The organism is Paenibacillus sp. FSL R5-0636 (assembly GCF_037974255.1).
GTDB lineage: Bacteria > Bacillota > Bacilli > Paenibacillales > Paenibacillaceae > Paenibacillus_AQ > Paenibacillus_AQ odorifer.
In genome coordinates this window covers 3,070,304-3,087,078 of sequence record NZ_CP150232.1, presented here as the reverse complement: position 1 = coordinate 3,087,078, position 16,775 = coordinate 3,070,304, and the positions used below count along the sequence as shown (strand labels likewise).

The window sequence follows — 16,775 nt, the reverse complement described above, 5'->3', positions numbered from 1 at the left end:
GTTCTCAACATTCCCTTTCGATATAATAGCAAATAAACAATGGGGAGGTAAATTATGGATGTGTCCAGCAGGAAAGAACCATTCCGTTATGTTATGAACCATCCGCTTGAATGCTGGATTGAAGTTCCGCTTAACAATTCCGGTCCAGGTGCTGGAAAGTTAACAGAGGCTGTATTACTCGATCTTAGCCGTTCGGGTTGTAAAGTACGCACCCCTTTGAATCTTCGATTCACGGCAAGAGATACCAGGCTTATTATTCATCTTCGATTAAATGAAGAGAAGCTTCAGCTCTTATGCAGCGCCCGTTGGGGTTGGATGTTTGGACTTGGCCAATATCAATATGGAGTTAAATTCCGCTTGGACGAGAATGAGGAAGACCGCCTAATAAGAGAGCTTGAGACATGGACCGCCACCCTTCGGGTTGAAGGTCTGTAGAACTTACCATAACAGATGCCCTTCACTTAGAAGGACGTCTTTTTTTTGCACAAAAACGAAGACAAAGCTAAATCGCTCTGCCTCCGTTCTAAAAACTATTCCGCCATGTGGTTAGGCGTCCACTCTTTTTTTAACGAGCTTGATGATGACTGCTATAAGGAGAACTGCTATCACCGCTTCAAATAGAAGAGGAGCTAGATTCAAATGACCCTGTGTAAGCTGTATCCCACTTCGGGTATCGGTCTCAGCTATGACCTCGAACTGGAATACACTTTCCCAAGCAGTGAAGTTACTATTGAAAATCAAATATTCCAAATAGGATATTCCATTCTGTAACAAATACGCAGTGGCCAGCCCAATCCATACTCGCCCCTTAAATTTCATACTTCGCGCAACCGTAATGGAGACCATCAAGGTAAGCATGATATAACCGGCAAACCAATATGCCTGCAAAAGAACTAACAATCCCACTGTCCAGAAATTCTCTGGAAGAACTAATGTGGAATACATCGAGAGATACACGCCTAAATGCATCAAAGCTATTAAAATAATACCCAGCAGCAGAGCTAAAAAAAGTACTAACGGAGAAAGGACTGTGTTCAGGGTTCTTACGGGCAATAGGCGACGATTATAGGAATTTATATTGTTAAAAAAGGTTCGTGCTGCCATGACAAGAAAGATCAGCCCTGCGATGACATAAGTTAATCCGTTCAAAATAAACCTTTCATAGTCATGTAATTTAGTGAACCCCAACCCGATCTGCGCCAGAATTATGATTACAAAAACAGCAAGGAACTTATCCCTATCTCGTCTAAAATCGTACTTCACTAGCTTTAGCATTCTGCGTACACCTCTCTGAACAGTTCATCTATGCTTTTGCCTTGGCGAAGCCGGATATCCTCTACCGCCGTATGCATCACAATTTCTCCCTCTTTTATAAAAATCACATCATCAAAGATCCGCTCAATATCCGATACTAAATGGGTTGATAAGAGAATGGTACTGTCCTCTTCATAAAACTCTACCAATGCATTAAGAATTTTTGTTCTAGCTACCGGATCTACACCACCAATGGGTTCATCAAGCAAATAAAGGCTAGCTCGGCGTGATAGAGCAAGTGTAAGCTGTAAACGTTCATTCATCCCTTTGGACAGATCCTTTACCTTATCTTGCGGACTTAGCTTCATAAACTCCAACATTCGCGAGGCTTTAGTCAGATCAAAATCAGGATAGAAGTCAGTTTGGAACTTTAGAGCATCAGAAACACTCATCCAAGATTCTGTAAGCGGCTTATCAGGCATAAACGATACCACCGCTTTACTTTCTGTTCCTACAGAACCCCCAATGACCGATACACGACCGGTCGTAGGCTGTGACAGCCCGGCGATAATTTTCATAAGTGTACTTTTGCCGCTGCCGTTACTGCCTAACAGTCCCGTGATCTTACCCGCACTCAGATTAAAAGATACCTCGCGGAGGGCATGCTTGGAACTATATTTTTTTGTAACTTCATGAACCTCAAGTATATTTTCCAACTTGCGTATCCCCCTATTCTCCATCCTTATTGCGGATATTCTCCGCCACCGCCGCTAAAATATCTTCGCCTTGAAAGCCAAGATCCTGCATACCACGAATGAAACGATCCAGCACATCTTTGGCCATTTCTTTTTTGATGGTCAGGATAGTACCTTCATTACTTGTGACGTATCTTCCCATTCCACGCCGGGTTTCCACGATTTCTTCACGCTCCAGTTCCTGAAAAGTTCTTTGCACCGTATTCGGATTAATCTGCAGCTCACTGGCAAGTTCTCGTACCGAGAGGATTTTATCTCCTGGTTTCAGCTTACCTGTGACGATTTCACCTTTGATGTAATTCATGATCTGTATATAAATCGGCAGGTTGTTATCGAATTCGATTGTCATGATTAAGCAACATCCCTTCGTCTAAAGACGGAGAAACCTATGAGAAGAAAGACAACTGTGTATACGGCAAGCATCACGATGGAAAAGGTCAGTGTCATTCCAGGCATAGGTGCTCCTCCACCTTCATAAGCAGATAAATTTAAGTTTGGAAACAGAACATATTTGTAAAAATCACGAGAAATAATCAATTTGTCTATCATTAACGCAAACATAGTAGCCCCAATCGTTACTCCCGTTGAAGTGGTCAATATCCCCAGCATAAAAGCAAGTGTTCCATACACAACTGTACTAACGAGATTATACAATAGGTTTGTAAGCATCTCACTCATACCCGCTTCTCCACCACTTAGTCCAAACCACAAAGCCCCTGTTCCAAAAACGGCTATACCTCCAATGACAGTCAAAGTCAAAGCATACAACAGTACAACCACATATTTGGATGCGAGGATTGCTGTACGGCTTCTGGCGCGGATAAGCAGGAACTTAATGGTTCCTTGACTATACTCTTTTGAGACAATACCTGCTGTTCCGATGATCGCAAGAATTGTAATCACTTGGCCAATCCCTTGGGAAAGCAGCATCATAGCTGAAAAATCATAAGCTGATTCAAACATGTCAGGTGAAACAGAATGAACAATATAACCTAATAGCAGGGATAATAGAATTAATATCACATATGGCACAATAAATGTGCGTTTCTTTGAGATCTTGAGCCATTCATTAACAATAAGATTATTGAAGTTACGCAATGCGGTTTCCTCCTGTCCATTTCAAGAAATCTTCCTCAAGACTCTGTTTATTCTCCGTAATCCGGAAAATTCCCACACCTTCATCACTAAAAGCAGATACAAGCTCCGGTACTCTGCTATCAAGCAGACTTACTATCACTTCAGAACGAGCGCTGTCCATGGAGGCCAATTCCGCATAATCTAAACGCTCCAAGAGGTTTATCGCCGCTTCAACCGATCCTACACGGATGGTTAGCTTTACTTGTGCGGTTGCTTCCTGCTCTTCACCAATCGCAGTTACGGTTACCAGCTTACCATTCTGGATTACGATAGCCCGATGGCATATTTGTTCAATTTCAGTGAGCAAGTGGCTGGAAATTAGAATAGAGATGCCTTCCACTTCGGCGATGGTACGCATATAATCACGCATTTCCCGTATTCCAGCCGGATCAAGTCCGTTCGTAGGCTCATCTAAAATCAATAACTTGGGCCGATTGAGTAGCGCCTGAGCAATCCCTAGACGTTGGCGCATGCCCAGCGAATAAGCCTTTACTTTTTTATTCATCGCTTCTTGAAGTCCTACCAGTTCTACAACCTCATCTATTCTGCCAGCCTCAATATTATCCGTCATTCTTTGGTACTGCTTCAGATTATCAAGTCCAGTCATATACGGATAAAACTCTGGATTCTCAATTATCGCACCGATATGGCCAATCGCCTGCTTAAAATCATTCCTTACACTGTGACCTTGGATAATCACATCGCCTTCACTCATCCGTATTAAACCCGTCATCATTCGAATCGTTGTGGTCTTACCTGCACCGTTTGGACCTAACAACCCAACAATTTCACCCTTACGGATATCAAATGTCAGCTTATCCACAATCGGTCTTCCTTTGATAATCTTACTTACCTCATTCATTTGCAGAACGACTGAATCTTTCATCTCTACACCACTCCCCTGTTTCATGCGGATCCTCCCTGCCAACTAATGTATTGTTCATTCGTTTTATTGTGTCAGTGTTATAGTTGAATAGTACACTAATATGTTATTGAAGTAAAGCCCAAAATGATAAGTTAATGCAAATAAGGGCTTTCTATTAGACTATTAGCCAAGCAAAAAATTTATATGAACATAGATTAGATAACAAAGGAGGAATTACAAATGAAAAAAGAAGTTCATGTATCGCAGACTTACCCTCGCTTGACCGTGTACGATGAAGAAAACTTCAATGGACGCCGTAGAATATATACTGGCAACCTGGGTATTCGTAATACGGACAACATCCTCGATGGTATTGAGAGCCTTCGGTTCTTCTCTACTAGCAGCAATGCTACACTGGTACTTTTCACTAGAACACGGTTTAGAGGGAACTTCCGTGTACTTCGCGGGAACCGCAACATTAGGGATCTGGATGATTTCATTTCAGGTAATGACGTGGAGTCCATTATTTCTACTAACCAACGCTTAACCCTCGAACAAATCCGTAATATCCGCAGCAGCGGTAACTTGCCTTCGGGATATCGTTTGATCTAATTTTTAGAGGACGCAGTTTAAGCCATAAGCTTAAGGTGCGCCCTCTTTTATTTTCCGCTATAATGACTCCATACATATTAAACAGGAAAGAAGGCTACTTTATGGAACCGATCGTTTCTACTCGATGGCTGCTTGCTCGGTTATACGAGCCTGAACTTGTTATAGTTGATTGCCGTTTTTTACTTACTGACCCGGAAGCTGGACGTAAAGCCTATACAGAAGATCATATTCCCGGCGCAGTTTATCTACATCTGGAAGAACAACTCTCCGCTCCTGTAAGCTCACACGGGGGACGCCACCCACTGCCAGAAATTTCAAAGCTAACTGCCGCACTTAGTAAGGTTGGTATTAACAGAGATAGTATTGTTGTTGCTTATGATGATCAAGGTGGTGCCTACGCTTCCCGTCTGTGGTGGATGCTTAAATATTTGGGGCATGAACGTGTGTTTGTAATGGATGAAGGCTACTCTGCTTGGAAAAAAGCATCCTTCCCCGTCAGTGATCATCAAGCGGTTCGGATTCCTAGCCAGTATGAAGCAGATGTTCAGAAGAAGATGCTTGCTAGCATGGAAGATGTGCAAAATGTAGTTAACGCCGGTGGCGCACTATTGATTGATTCCCGCGAGTCCCGTCGCTATGAAGGTTTGGAAGAACCGATTGATCCGAAGGCAGGTCATATTCCTGGTGCGATCAATAAGTTCTGGAAGGATGTTCTCGATGAGCAAGGGCGCTGGAAATCAACTGAGGTGCTGAAAGAGCATTATGAAGGAATTGATCCTGAGCAAGAGATTATTGTGTACTGCGGTTCAGGTGTAAGTGCCTGCCCTAATGTGCTCGCGCTAGGCAAAGCCGGGTACAAGAATGTTAAGCTGTATGCGGGAAGCTGGAGTGATTGGATTTCATATGAGGAGAATCCGGTGGCTACGGGAGAGGGTTAAGCGTTCGTTTTTATTTGTATATTTAAGAAAAGGAAAAGCCCGCAATCTTTGCGGGCTTTTTTAGCTTGCGCTATATACCGAAACGTTTACGGCAAGAAATCGATTTTCCGAAGGTCGGATACGTTTGCCTCTGCTTCGTCTTCTTCACCGTACAGCATCGTACATATCGTATTGGCGGCAGGCTTCGTATATTCGGGATGGATGAAAACCGTTCGTATTGAGTCGTCAAAAAAGACATGCGCCTGGGTAAATGATGTGCCGAAAAGACTAGTTGTTCTGATCGGAATCGCGGAGCTACTCGGAGCGCTGGGCCTTGTTTTGCCGTGGGCATTGAACATAGCTCCGTTGCTAACGCTGATCGCCGCGATCGCTTTGGCTGCGGTTGCACTGCTCGGGATGCTGTTTCATATTGGGCGAAAAGAGTACCGGGAGCTCGGCGTAAATATCTTTTTTGTAGTTCTGGCGTTGATCGTGGCAATTGGAAGACTATAAAGGAAGTTGTATGCGGGTAGTCGGAGTAATTGGATTTCATATGAGGAGAACCCGGTGGCTACTGGAGGAGAGTAACATACAAAAGCCCGCGTCCGACGCGGGCTCTTGTATTTATGAGTAACTCCGATAGATAGCTAAAATCAACAAATCAAAACTCAAGTCAACAGTTAACTAACTTCAACTACCTCTTTTATGCTGTTTAGATCGGTCAAATACTTTTCTAGTGCATTTTCTAGCTGCGTACTCTTTTCAAGGTTTGGAGGAATTATTCTAAAAATCGCTGATCCGCAGCTGATTCTCCGCGTCCAACAGCTCAAATTGATTTCGATTAAACCGGATCAGCCCGTCCTGCGCCATCCGCTGCAGCTCTCTGGACAAGGCGCTGCGGTCAACAGTCAAATAATCAGCCAGGTCGCTGCGGGTAAACGGAATTTCAAAACAGGCGGAATTGTTTTTTTTGGTCTGGAGGGCTAAATAATGCAGAATACGGTCCCGCAGCGATTTGTGGGAGACCAGATCCAGCTTTTGATAGATGGACCGGTTGTTCTCAAGCAGCAGGGTCAGCATATTCTCAATGATCCGGCCCCTTAAATGGCAAGTGTCCTGGCCGGGCCGGACAATTTTATTTATTTTGACAAACAGAATCCGGCATTCCGAACCCGCCACCGCTTCATAGCCGCTGTGTTCTTGGACAAGGCGAAGCGCCGTTTCGCCAAAGATTTCCCCATCCCCGAGCTCCGAGAAAATAAATCTCATGCCTGAGATATTATCTTTGCACAGCAGAACATTGCCATGGATAATAATGCCCGCCGAATCCAGAATATCGTCTTTTCTAAAAATAACCTCCTTCCGCGCAAAATCCTTGATTGTGCCCTGCAAACAGCTCAGCGCTTGCTGCACCTCCCGCTCCGCGAACCCCTTAAACAAAATAGTGCTCTGTATCCTGCTCAGATATTTCTGCAATTTTCTCAGCCTCCTGTTGCCATGGCAACAGAGTCATGATAAATACTCTGCTACAATAAAATAAATGAGAATAATTCTCATTGGTCATTCTCATTATATCAAATTGCAGGAATCATTCAATCAAGCAATTTGGAAATAAACAAAATGCTGTACTTTGAACAGGGGGATCGTATGAGTGGAATTACAGCAGGCAAGGTATTTTTTTTAACAGATATGATCAGCGTTAAGCCACACCGTATTGCGAGCCGAGTGCTGGCATTGCCCGTATCTGCAGCCGAAACAGCGGCACAACCGGAATGGGTATTGTATGCCATGGATCAGGAGGAGACCATCAGTTCAGAGACCGCCCCCAAATCTAAAATCATCCATGTGCTGGAAGGCGAGCTTCATCTGCTGGTGGCGGAAGAGCCCTATCAATTGACAGCCGGCGCATCCGTTATCGTCCCAGCGGGCACTTGGCATGATTATTCCGCCCGCAGCAGCTGCAAATTTCTGCAAATCAGTATATAAAACGGAGGTAATCAAAATGGAAACAGGTTTATTCATTAAAAAACTGCCGCAATCCGCAGTCATTGATTTGAAGGACATCATCACAATAGAGGAACAGCAGGTTTCCAGTCTGACCCTTGTACAGCGGCCAAATCTGGCAATGACCCTTCTTTCGCTGGACAAAGGCTCGTCGATTGGGGGACATTCTTCCCCGGGAGATGCCATGGTCAACATTTTGTCCGGGCAAGCGGAAATTACAATTGGAGAAGACAAGTACACTGTTCATGCCGGGGAGACCCTCGTTATGCCGGCCAATATTCCGCATGCCCTACACGCAACAGTGGCGTTTCAGATGCTTCTGGTTGTAGTCAAGCCGGATAAGTAATGGGGTGAATGCGATGAAAAAGGAAGTAGGCCATAATTTTTTGGCGCGGCTGGGAAAAAAACGTTTGCGGCCCGGCGGCGTTGCAGCAACCAACTGGCTGATCCAGCAAGCCAATCTGAGTACGGACAACCAGGTATTGGAGGTAGCCTGCAATATGTGCACCACCTCCATTCAACTGGCCGGTAAATATCACTGTCAAATTACCGGTATTGATATGGACCCGCGGGCGCTGGAAAAAGCAAACCGAAATATCAAAAATGCCAACTTGGAAAACTATATCCGTGTCCGGCAAGGAAATGCACTGAAGCTACCTTTTGAGAATGAGAGCTTTGACGTTGTCATTAATGAAGCCATGCTCACGATGCTTAACCAGCCTGCGAAGGAAAAGGCAGTCGCCGAATACTATCGGGTACTGAAACCTGGCGGCATTCTGCTTACCCATGATATTACCTTTGCCAAGGAAAATATGGAAGAACGTCTGGCCGAGCTGCGCCGCACCATTCACATCAATGTCGAACCACTGTCTGTTGGGCATTGGGCGGGATTGTTCCACTCCGCAGGCTTTAAGCAAGTAGACAATGCTACCGGTCCCATGTCCTTGATGAGTATCAATGGACTCATTCGTGATGAAGGGGTTATCGGGGCGCTACGTATTGTGAAAAACGGGCTCAAGAAAGAGAACCGGGAACAGTTCAAAAAGATGTATACCTTTTTTAATACGACGGGTAAAGATCTGAATTATATTGCCGTTTGCAGCAGCAAACAATAGTTGTGCGCAGGCCTATCATGTCTTATGATAGGTTTTTATTTCCGCTGACGTTGAGAATGATTATCAATATAATTCATCGATATTACCGTCTAGAAGTCAAAATAACCGCTTGAAAGGAACTCACGATGAAAGCTAAATCTGTTTATGCCTTGTGTCTCAGTTTGCTGTGTTAAGTGCCCGTTCGCAACAAAAAAATGAAAGTTCGCCCAAATCCGCTGCTCCCTCCGAAATTCTGGAGCAGCTGCTGACGGCGCAGTAATTGCCTGAATGAAGCAGAACATTTTAAAATCAAATATATAGAAAACGCGAGTCCGGGTGGCACTGCCCTGAACTCGCGTTTTTTTGCTAAGTTATTCGGTTATGTATTTCTATCGCCTATTTTGCCGGGTATCGCTTCAACTGCTGCTCAAACACGGTATTGTAGTAAAATTTTCGCGGATAGGTATCCTCCTTCAACAACTTGTAAAGTACAGATTGACCTTCTTCATAACGGACCGCAAATTCACATTCATCATAAAAACGCCGGGACAGCTCGCGGATCAAGTCTATCTCGGACGAACAGCGCCATCCGAAATAAATCATATCTAGCTGGTCCAGCGGATCACGGTAAGTGTCGAGGACAATACAAGCGTTTGGCTGCACTGGATTACTGTAAACAAGCACATGTCCGTTGTGAACAGGGTTGGCAAAAAAATGTTCATAAATCTCCGCAACGGGTACTGTAATGCCCAATTGATCCATGATGATCTGAAAATTCGGGTGCGCAATGTAGGCATCATTCTGCTCATCCGGGTACTCCACCAATTCTGTAATGGATGCCATGATCCCAAATTCATACTTCATATGAACATCCTCCCTGTTGATTGCTTGAAAAATATCCCTATGCTTGCTATGATAACAAAATTATTGGGATGAGAGGCGATTATTATGAAAAAAAAGCTGCGTTCTATCACGCTCAGGGGACTGGAATACAGCTACATACTGGGCATGCGAATCCATGACAAACGGAGTCTGCTTGAATTAAAGGTTTATCATAAAAATGTAAAGCTCCACCCGCTACGCATCCAAATCCTAACATGGGATGATCCGATAGCCGGTTGTCCGCTGAATACAGGCTATCTGCTGCAAAACCATAAAAGAGGGTTTGATGTTGTCTATAATCTAAACCATCCACAGCGTATCCGCGAATGGATCGAATATGGAACGGCTAAAGGCTGGGACGGCACCCGGACAATAGAAATCATATATGGATTGGATGCTATGCAGGAAATGGGCTACGATATTACTTCATTGCGCACTTCTATATAATCAGTCAAAAACCTGTTCCAGTGCTTGCGGATTATAAGGACTGATAATTTTATATGCATTCAAGTGAGGATTGCTTAAATCATTGTCATAGATGATCATATGCTGTCTGCTTTTTAAAATAATATCAAATCGTTGCTTGCGATCAGCCTGAACTATCGTAATATAATAGCTGAAATTTTTGTCAGAACTGACATTTCGGGCCGATTTCATTAATTGAACATGAGAGAAATCAGTAAAGATCCGCTCAATAACAGCAGGATCAGTAATAATGATGTCTTTCTTTTCACCGGGAACTGAAGACAATCGCGAGATTTCTAGAGAGGCGATTTCTTCCAATCGGATGGTATTGGCTACGATTCGTTTAAACGAAGTATAGCGGCTTGCTGTATAGGCCATCAAAGAGACACCTACCCCTGTCAGAAGCGCACCGACAAGCATGTATTTTCTATTTTTATCCATTTCCCATTCCTCCCAGTAATACGATTCTGTAAGCTACAATTATAAAACTATAAAGACATCGGTGCAAATCTGCTTATTTTAACTTCTACATAGCACACGAGCCAGGGGTCAGAAGGAAATACTTAAGTCAAGTCAGCCCCCAAGCTGTTTTGTTCCTAAACTAGCGCAGAAAAGCCACTCTATGGGTGGTACGATGGACGTCTTGCCCCTAATCCTCTAGCTCGTCCAGCTTCGCTTCCAGTTCAGCCAGCTTACGATTCGCTTGATCCAATATTTCCTGAAGCTCTGCAGCTTCTGCTCGTTTTATTTCTTTTTTAACGGTTTCAATCTGCTGTTCCAAATAGAGAATATCGGCTTCATTTCCTGAGTTGTTCCAAATCTGTGAGTAAGTCATAGTCAGCCTCCGTTTATCTGTGTCCACGATTCAATCATAACCCGCATTCCACTTCTTCAGATTAATCGATGCTACTCTTAGCGTCTAGCTAATCAACAAAAATCAATGAGCCGATTACTTTCCTATATTCAACACCCTCTACTTTATAAGCAAAACAAAGAAGCAGCGAGTTACTTCACTGCTTCTTTGTTGAATCTTACTTCTCTCATTCAAAACGGTCATTAGACTTCACGTCAAGGGTTAACCTGAGATCTCATTTATTTAGCCAGCAGTTTAGGGAACTCATCCAGCAGCATGCTGCTGGTCAGCATATCGTCATAATTCCATTTGGTCTCCACAAAAGTAACTTTTCCGCTCTTTACAGCAGGGAGCGAGCTCCACAACGCAGTTTTCATTAACTCATTAAAGGAATTTTCCGCATCAGCATTGGCCGGATAAATGACAAACAAATGGTCACCAATAAGCATCTTATGCATTAGCTCAGGGGAGACCTCAATATAGGGCGCGCCTTCTGCCGGCTCGATTTCCTTCACTGCCTCGGACATTTTGTAGCCCTGCGGCTGATACAGCAGTGCAGGAATGCCACCAGTTTTCATCAAATACATTGTCTTGTTCCAATAATAAATCAGCACTACCGCTGTTTCTCCTTCGGCAAGTTTGCCTTCCTGACGCAATCCGCTCCACATATTCTCGGCCTTGCGATTATATTCGGACAACAGTTGCTCTGCTTCAGCCTTTTTACCCACTATCTCACCAATGACAGGCAGACGCTCAGACAAGGGTTTACTCTGGTCAAATACAACAGTAGGTGATATTTTGGACACTTCTTCATATTGTTTGTCCATCACATAACCTAGCATTGTTAAATCCGGTTCCAGATCCAAAACAAGTTCCAGATTTGTAGGAAATCCGATATCCTGTGCCGGGGTTGTCTCCTTGTCCAAATAGACGGATTCTTCAATAAACCGGCGGTCGACACCGACCGGCTGAATCCCGAGTGCCAGCAGGTCTCCGATCGAATTACCCTGCAGCACAATCCGCTGTGGACGCTCTGGAATATCAACCTCATGCCCCTGACTGTCTTTATATACTCTTGTAGATTTTGAATTGGTGGCTGAGTCCGGTGGACTTGTCTCTGTTTGCACAGAGGATACCGGACTAGGGCCAGCATTCGCAGAATTAACAGGACTGTTCCCTGAAGAGCAAGCACTAAGCATTAAAACAAGACATAACAGCATCGCTGCTCCCATTGACATTTTTGTATTTCTAACCATCGGTAAATCCCCAAGTGAACAGACTAATTGTTAAGATCTCCCTCGCCCCCCACCATCTTGAAATCCCGCACCAGTCAAGGGTTTATCCTGTGCGTTATCCATTTTAATTTAATTTTTTTATTCTCAAAATTACTATTTCGAAAATCTCACTATCTTCCGATATGTTCTTATGAGCTATTTGCTCAGAGACAACTTGGGGGAGATGGTAGCATGTTAAAACAACTAAAAAAAAGGCGGTTCGGTTCATCAAGCATAGCAAATACTTTGTCCATTGTACTTTTAGTTATTATTGTTGTCGTCTTCTCAATCTTGGGAACCTTTATGTTTTCCAGCACTCGCAGCATACTTGTGAAACAACAAGAATCTATGCTTCAGACCAAAACACAGGCACTTGTCAGTCAATTTGATGCACTATTTAAGGAAAAGGGTTCACTGGTCAAGCAAATGTCAACGAATAACTTATTCAAACAATACATCGAAACCACCAAATCTCCAGAAATGGCCAAGACTTCACCGCATGCCGCTGAAGTAGCAAAGACACTAGCTGCCATTGTAAAGGTGGAACCCACTTTTGCAGATGCATGGATTGCTAGTACTGCCGGCAAAGGTTTTTACATCCTCAACAATGGTACGACATCAGATGCTGCTTTTAACATTAAAGAACGGCCGTATTATAAGCCAGCAATCGAAGCAGACGGCCTGTACTACTCCGATCCTTATATTGACATCACTACAGGCGATATGCTGATGGGTATTTTTTATCCGATAAAAAATGACAACAATACATTAATCGGTTTTGTCGCGGTTGATATAGCGTCTAAAAATATCCCTGAGATAATGGAAAGCTATAAGCTAGGCAGCACTGGTTATTCCATTCTCGCCTCCAAAACAGGTGATATTCTGTATCACCCAGACCAGTCTAAGGTCACAAAGGAAAAGATTAATGAGCTGCCAGGTGATCTTGGGGGGATCGGCAAGAAAATGATCGCTGGTGAATCCGGCGTACATCTGATTAATGACAACGGAGAACGCCGTTACATCGGCTATGCTACAAGTAAAGATACCGGCTGGTCCGTAGGTTTAACTATTTCAGAGCGTGAAGTGCTCTCCGAATTAAAAAAGTTCACCTGGATAACGATTGGCGGATTTGTGGCAGCGGCGATTCTGCTCGTTCTATTTTCGTATATCACACTCCGTTATCTGCTCAGATCCATACCGAAGCTGCTCACCAAAATCAAACGGGTGGAAAATGGGGATTTGACTGTTCAATTTGATGCCTATTCCAACAACGAAATTGGACAAATCTCCAACGGAATATTCAACATGGTCCAGAAAATTCAAGGGATGCTTCAAATAGTGGGTACCTCCGCTCAGGTATTAAACCAGTCCTCAAAAGATCTGCAATCCATTTCTTCCCGTACAGCTATAACGATGAATGATACAGCAACGGCCATTAATGAGATTGCGAATGCGACCAACTACCAGTCGATTGAAACGGATACGATTTTGCAAAAAACCGGATCATTATCTGGTCAAATTGACGAAATCGCAAATGATGCTATAGCCATAGAGACGATGGTGCAGGCTTCTGCCGACCAGAGCGAACTGGGGTTGGGTGTATTGAATCAGTTATCGAAATGGGCAGAAGAAAATCACAACTCCACTCATTCGATATCGTCTGCCATTCATGATATTGATCAAAGCCGTCATGAAATTTCAAGTATCGTGGACACGGTACATCAAATCGCTACGCAAACCAATCTGCTGGCGCTAAATGCTTCCATTGAAGCAGCACGTGCGGGAGAACAGGGGCGCGGATTTGCCGTTGTTGCCGGAGAGGTTCGCAAGTTGGCGGAGCAGACCGCACAGGCCACACAGGAGATTGGCAGAAAGGTTCATGAAATCGAGGAAAAAACTAGAGCATCCGTGGAATACACAGCCCAAGGACTTGAAATTGCCGAAGAAAATGCAAAATCCGTGGAGGCTACGAAACAGGTATTCTTTAGCATCAACAGCGATTTGGAGGCTTTGAGATTACGTATGATTCAAATCAGCAGCAACACCTCCAAAGTCCATAAGCACAAAGATGAGATCCTACAGGCACTCGAAATCATTTCTTCAACTACAGAAGAGAATTCCGCTTCGACGGAAGAAGTTAGCGCAAGCACGCAGGAACAATTGGACAGCATTGAACAGGTTGCCGAGCTATCCCAGCAGCTCAACCAGTTGTCCAAAAAGCTTCAGGACGAATTAAACCAGTTCCAGGTCGAATAGCCCTCTAGTCATCCGTAAGTTACGCAGTCATGAGACTATCCTCCCTTCTAGAAAAATTAAGCAGCCAGTGCATGCCGATAATCCATCGGCGCGCACTGGCTGCTTTTAGTTTCAATTCGCTAGTAATGGTCTCTTCAATCGTACGGTACAGACCTATGATAATTAACTATTTATACGGGTCAGGAATTTCCTCCCACTGACCAGTAAAGACATCTACTTTAATCGTGAATTCCCTGCTTCCTTGCCTAACATCACTGAACAAATAACCATCCCCGATAAACCCTGAAATCCAGTCCGTACCTGTTGGCTTGAAACCCTCTGTATCAAAGATAGGTTGGAGTAACTTATACAGTTCCTTCTGGTATTCTGTACCGTTAGAGATATCCCACAGATCTATCGCTTCTCGGTTTACAAGACTTCTCAGTGGACTGCCAGAAGTTACGTCATGAACCGTTCCGGTAAGCGGATTAATTTTATAGCTGTTGCCTTCCCCTACGCCATTCAGTGGATCTATATCCACCCTATATTGATCTCCGTCTTTGCTAAAGGTCCAACCGCTTGCCGGAAGCTGTTTTTCCATCATGGACTTGATGTCCTGTTCACTGAGCGGTGGAGATATAAACGAACCATAGTACATCTGTGCGCTCTCAATGGTCAGATTCTTCCCGTAAACGGCAATAACTTCGAGCGGAAACTCAGACATAGAGGCTGCACCAGCCAAGTGGGCTATAATTTGGTCATCTATCAGCTCGTATGAAACTATTGAGCCAAATCCGACCTTCTCTCCCCAAGCTCCCTCAGTGTAATCATATACTTTGGTCAAATGCTTTCCGTCCAGTTCAGCAGATACATAGGTATGGTTATTTCGGTGTATAATGGAGGATTTCAGCCTCTGATTCAACGTTTCGATCGGATCTTCGACCACAAGCTCTTCCAAGGTAACAGGCTGGAGCACATGAATCTCACTCATAGAGAGTCCGGTACCCGTGCCGGTCGTAATGCGTATGAAGATTTCTTTAGTCCCATCCCCGTTCACATCTGCTTCTTCAATCAATGGAGGCCGAGTTTCATCTTCCCCGGCATTCCACAAGAACGTACGGCTTACTTCACCACGCACATCTACCGTGATTTTATGCAAAAGTGCATTCTCCCCAGTGGGATTAGCAGATACCGTGATTCCGTTTTTTTCCGCCAATAGAGTGCCTTTAACGCTGGAAGCCGTGCTCTCTTTATCCTGCGCTTCTGCCCGAAAAGTAGCAGGAGCGCTCTTTGCCGGGGCTGATGCAGAATTCAGCTTTGCCCCTGTCAGGGTACAGCCACTTAAGATCATAATTACAGCTAGGCCCAGCAGTGAGTTTTTTGCCGTAAATTTTTTGTGTCTGGTAATCATGATAATCCTTCTTTCCATTTCCTTTTTACTGCTCGAAATGCCAGCTGTACCTGCCAACCGGATCGGGTCGGGTAAGGTTTCTAACAATTTGAGAAGTGTCAGGGCATAACTTCTGTGGCACGCTGGTTCAAGATGCTTCAAGGCCAGAGCATCACAGGCAACCTCTTGATCCTCTTTCATTTGGCGTACGGCATACCACAACAGAGGATTAAACCAATGCATGGCCAGCAGCAGACCTGTCAGCAGATTTAGCAAAATATCACGGCGCTTCACATGCGCCAGCTCATGAAGGAATATATGACGGAGCCCGTTCGTCTCCAGAGTGTGTAAGGTAGAGGTGGGCAGCAGCAACATGGGCCTTATAACGCCAAGTAGTGTCGGTACGGCAATCTGCTTCGTCTCGATCAGCTTGACTGGGCGCCGTACCTGCATCTCCTGCTGACAGGTTCGGAACAACCGTTGGATTTCTAAGGAATGAATCTCTGGTTCCCTTCGAACCCGTGCGGTAAATCGAAGTTGTACTCGAACTGACAAGCCCAGTACCACCGCGGCTCCGCCAAGCCACACCAAAACCAGTAAATGTAGAGGCTCCCACCCTGAATCGGTCGCCCTGGAAGAACTGTCTATTTGCGGATTGACTTGTGCCACATCATCCGATGCTGATGCTCCCGGCAAAGGTCCAGTTTCTGCAATTCCAGTAACTGACGCTGCTTCCTCTTCCTCTCCGGTCAACCCGGGCATATAAGTAAAGCCGATTTCCGACTGTACTGACGGAAAAATGGTACTCTGCGCCGCTTCTTTCTCCAGCGGCAACAGATTAAAAATACTAAATGTGCTTTCTGGTGCCCAAGGTATTGCCAGCCTCACGATCAGTGGTATCCACAGAAGATACGTCCAGGTAGGTTTTAGACGATCCTTGAACAGGAACCGGGTCAATAAGATCAGCAGAGCCAGCACGCTCGCCATGGCAGACAGCGACAATACCTTGACGAACAGATTGTATGCAGCTTCCAGCAA

At 44.5% G+C, this 16,775-nt stretch carries 20 protein-coding genes; 9 read left to right on the top strand and 11 right to left on the bottom strand.

Going from position 1 to position 16,775, the window contains the following annotated elements:
- Window positions 1-54 precede the first annotated feature (54 nt).
- Window positions 55-435, top strand: a complete 381-nt coding sequence (locus MKX34_RS13940) for a PilZ domain-containing protein (protein WP_036686449.1) — start codon at window positions 55-57, stop codon at window positions 433-435.
- 111 nt (window positions 436-546) lie between these two features.
- Here MKX34_RS13940 and MKX34_RS13935 read toward each other — a convergent pair whose 3' ends face one another.
- Genes MKX34_RS13935 through MKX34_RS13915 form a run of 5 tightly spaced genes read right to left on the bottom strand, consistent with a single transcriptional unit; the run spans window position 547 to window position 4,056 of the window.
- Window positions 547-1,275 carry a hypothetical protein gene (locus tag MKX34_RS13935; RefSeq protein WP_036686447.1) on the bottom strand — a complete coding sequence of 243 codons (729 nt, stop codon included), beginning with the start codon at window positions 1,273-1,275 and terminating at the stop codon, window positions 547-549.
- Window positions 1,269-1,970, bottom strand: coding sequence for an ABC transporter ATP-binding protein (locus MKX34_RS13930; protein ID WP_170914223.1), 702 nt, complete (start codon window positions 1,968-1,970; stop codon window positions 1,269-1,271). The genes MKX34_RS13935 and MKX34_RS13930 overlap by 7 nt, the downstream gene beginning before the upstream one ends.
- Before the next feature lie 13 nt (window positions 1,971-1,983).
- Complete coding sequence (locus MKX34_RS13925; protein WP_036686443.1) at window positions 1,984-2,358, bottom strand: GntR family transcriptional regulator; 375 nt, start codon at window positions 2,356-2,358, stop codon at window positions 1,984-1,986.
- 2 nt (window positions 2,359-2,360) lie between these two features.
- Window positions 2,361-3,107, bottom strand: coding sequence for an ABC transporter permease (locus MKX34_RS13920; RefSeq protein WP_076297746.1), 747 nt, complete (start codon window positions 3,105-3,107; stop codon window positions 2,361-2,363).
- Complete coding sequence (locus MKX34_RS13915; RefSeq protein WP_235219535.1) at window positions 3,100-4,056, bottom strand: ABC transporter ATP-binding protein; 957 nt, start codon at window positions 4,054-4,056, stop codon at window positions 3,100-3,102. The genes MKX34_RS13920 and MKX34_RS13915 overlap by 8 nt, the downstream gene beginning before the upstream one ends.
- A 195-nt stretch (window positions 4,057-4,251) precedes the next feature.
- Here MKX34_RS13915 and MKX34_RS13910 point away from each other — a divergent pair, with 195 nt between their 5' ends.
- From MKX34_RS13910 to MKX34_RS13900, 3 genes are all read left to right on the top strand, one after another.
- Window positions 4,252-4,623 (top strand): hypothetical protein, encoded by a 372-nt coding sequence (locus tag MKX34_RS13910; RefSeq protein WP_036686439.1) that lies wholly within the window; start codon window positions 4,252-4,254, stop codon window positions 4,621-4,623.
- A gap of 101 nt (window positions 4,624-4,724) precedes the next feature.
- The gene (locus tag MKX34_RS13905; protein WP_076104273.1) at window positions 4,725-5,561 is read left to right on the top strand and encodes a sulfurtransferase; all 837 of its coding nucleotides are present in this window, start codon (window positions 4,725-4,727) and stop codon (window positions 5,559-5,561) included.
- A gap of 48 nt (window positions 5,562-5,609) precedes the next feature.
- The gene (locus tag MKX34_RS13900; RefSeq protein WP_256717701.1) at window positions 5,610-6,053 is read left to right on the top strand and encodes a DoxX family protein; all 444 of its coding nucleotides are present in this window, start codon (window positions 5,610-5,612) and stop codon (window positions 6,051-6,053) included.
- Window positions 6,054-6,323: 270 nt separating this feature from the next.
- On the opposite strand, the gene MKX34_RS13895 is transcribed toward MKX34_RS13900, so the two are convergent.
- A complete protein-coding gene (locus tag MKX34_RS13895; RefSeq protein ID WP_076104274.1) occupies window positions 6,324-7,016 on the bottom strand; it encodes a Crp/Fnr family transcriptional regulator in 693 nt (230 codons plus the stop codon).
- A gap of 171 nt (window positions 7,017-7,187) precedes the next feature.
- On the opposite strand from MKX34_RS13895, the gene MKX34_RS13890 reads away from it, so the two are divergent.
- The 3 genes from MKX34_RS13890 to MKX34_RS13880 are packed head-to-tail and all read left to right on the top strand — an operon-like array spanning window position 7,188 to window position 8,659.
- Entirely contained in the window at window positions 7,188-7,526 is a 339-nt protein-coding gene (locus MKX34_RS13890; RefSeq protein WP_076104275.1) for a cupin domain-containing protein, read from the top strand.
- Window positions 7,527-7,542: 16 nt separating this feature from the next.
- On the top strand, window positions 7,543-7,890 hold the full coding sequence (locus MKX34_RS13885) for a cupin domain-containing protein (protein ID WP_038570575.1): 348 nt from the start codon (window positions 7,543-7,545) through the stop codon (window positions 7,888-7,890).
- A 13-nt stretch (window positions 7,891-7,903) separates the two neighbouring features.
- A complete protein-coding gene (locus MKX34_RS13880) occupies window positions 7,904-8,659 on the top strand; it encodes a class I SAM-dependent methyltransferase (protein WP_036686429.1) in 756 nt (251 codons plus the stop codon).
- A 375-nt stretch (window positions 8,660-9,034) separates the two neighbouring features.
- On the opposite strand, the gene MKX34_RS13875 is transcribed toward MKX34_RS13880, so the two are convergent.
- A complete protein-coding gene (locus tag MKX34_RS13875; protein ID WP_076104277.1) occupies window positions 9,035-9,502 on the bottom strand; it encodes a hypothetical protein in 468 nt (155 codons plus the stop codon).
- Window positions 9,503-9,586: 84 nt separating this feature from the next.
- Between MKX34_RS13875 and MKX34_RS13870 the strand changes: the two genes are divergently transcribed.
- Entirely contained in the window at window positions 9,587-9,967 is a 381-nt protein-coding gene (locus MKX34_RS13870; protein ID WP_076297745.1) for a hypothetical protein, read from the top strand.
- Here the strand turns inward: MKX34_RS13870 and MKX34_RS13865 are convergent, their stop codons facing one another.
- The 3 genes from MKX34_RS13865 to MKX34_RS13855 form a co-directional block, all read right to left on the bottom strand.
- Window positions 9,968-10,426 carry a hypothetical protein gene (locus MKX34_RS13865; protein WP_076101754.1) on the bottom strand — a complete coding sequence of 153 codons (459 nt, stop codon included), beginning with the start codon at window positions 10,424-10,426 and terminating at the stop codon, window positions 9,968-9,970.
- Window positions 10,427-10,634: 208 nt separating this feature from the next.
- Window positions 10,635-10,820 carry a hypothetical protein gene (locus MKX34_RS13860; RefSeq protein WP_076273836.1) on the bottom strand — a complete coding sequence of 62 codons (186 nt, stop codon included), beginning with the start codon at window positions 10,818-10,820 and terminating at the stop codon, window positions 10,635-10,637.
- Window positions 10,821-11,077: 257 nt separating this feature from the next.
- On the bottom strand, window positions 11,078-12,076 hold the full coding sequence (locus tag MKX34_RS13855) for an ABC transporter substrate-binding protein (RefSeq protein WP_339205242.1): 999 nt from the start codon (window positions 12,074-12,076) through the stop codon (window positions 11,078-11,080).
- A gap of 228 nt (window positions 12,077-12,304) precedes the next feature.
- On the opposite strand from MKX34_RS13855, the gene MKX34_RS13850 reads away from it, so the two are divergent.
- Window positions 12,305-14,368: a methyl-accepting chemotaxis protein gene (locus tag MKX34_RS13850; RefSeq protein ID WP_036686418.1), complete on the top strand. Its 2,064-nt coding sequence runs from the start codon at window positions 12,305-12,307 to the stop codon at window positions 14,366-14,368.
- A 166-nt stretch (window positions 14,369-14,534) separates the two neighbouring features.
- Here MKX34_RS13850 and MKX34_RS13845 read toward each other — a convergent pair whose 3' ends face one another.
- Complete coding sequence (locus tag MKX34_RS13845) at window positions 14,535-16,775, bottom strand: M56 family metallopeptidase (protein WP_076224153.1); 2,241 nt, start codon at window positions 16,773-16,775, stop codon at window positions 14,535-14,537.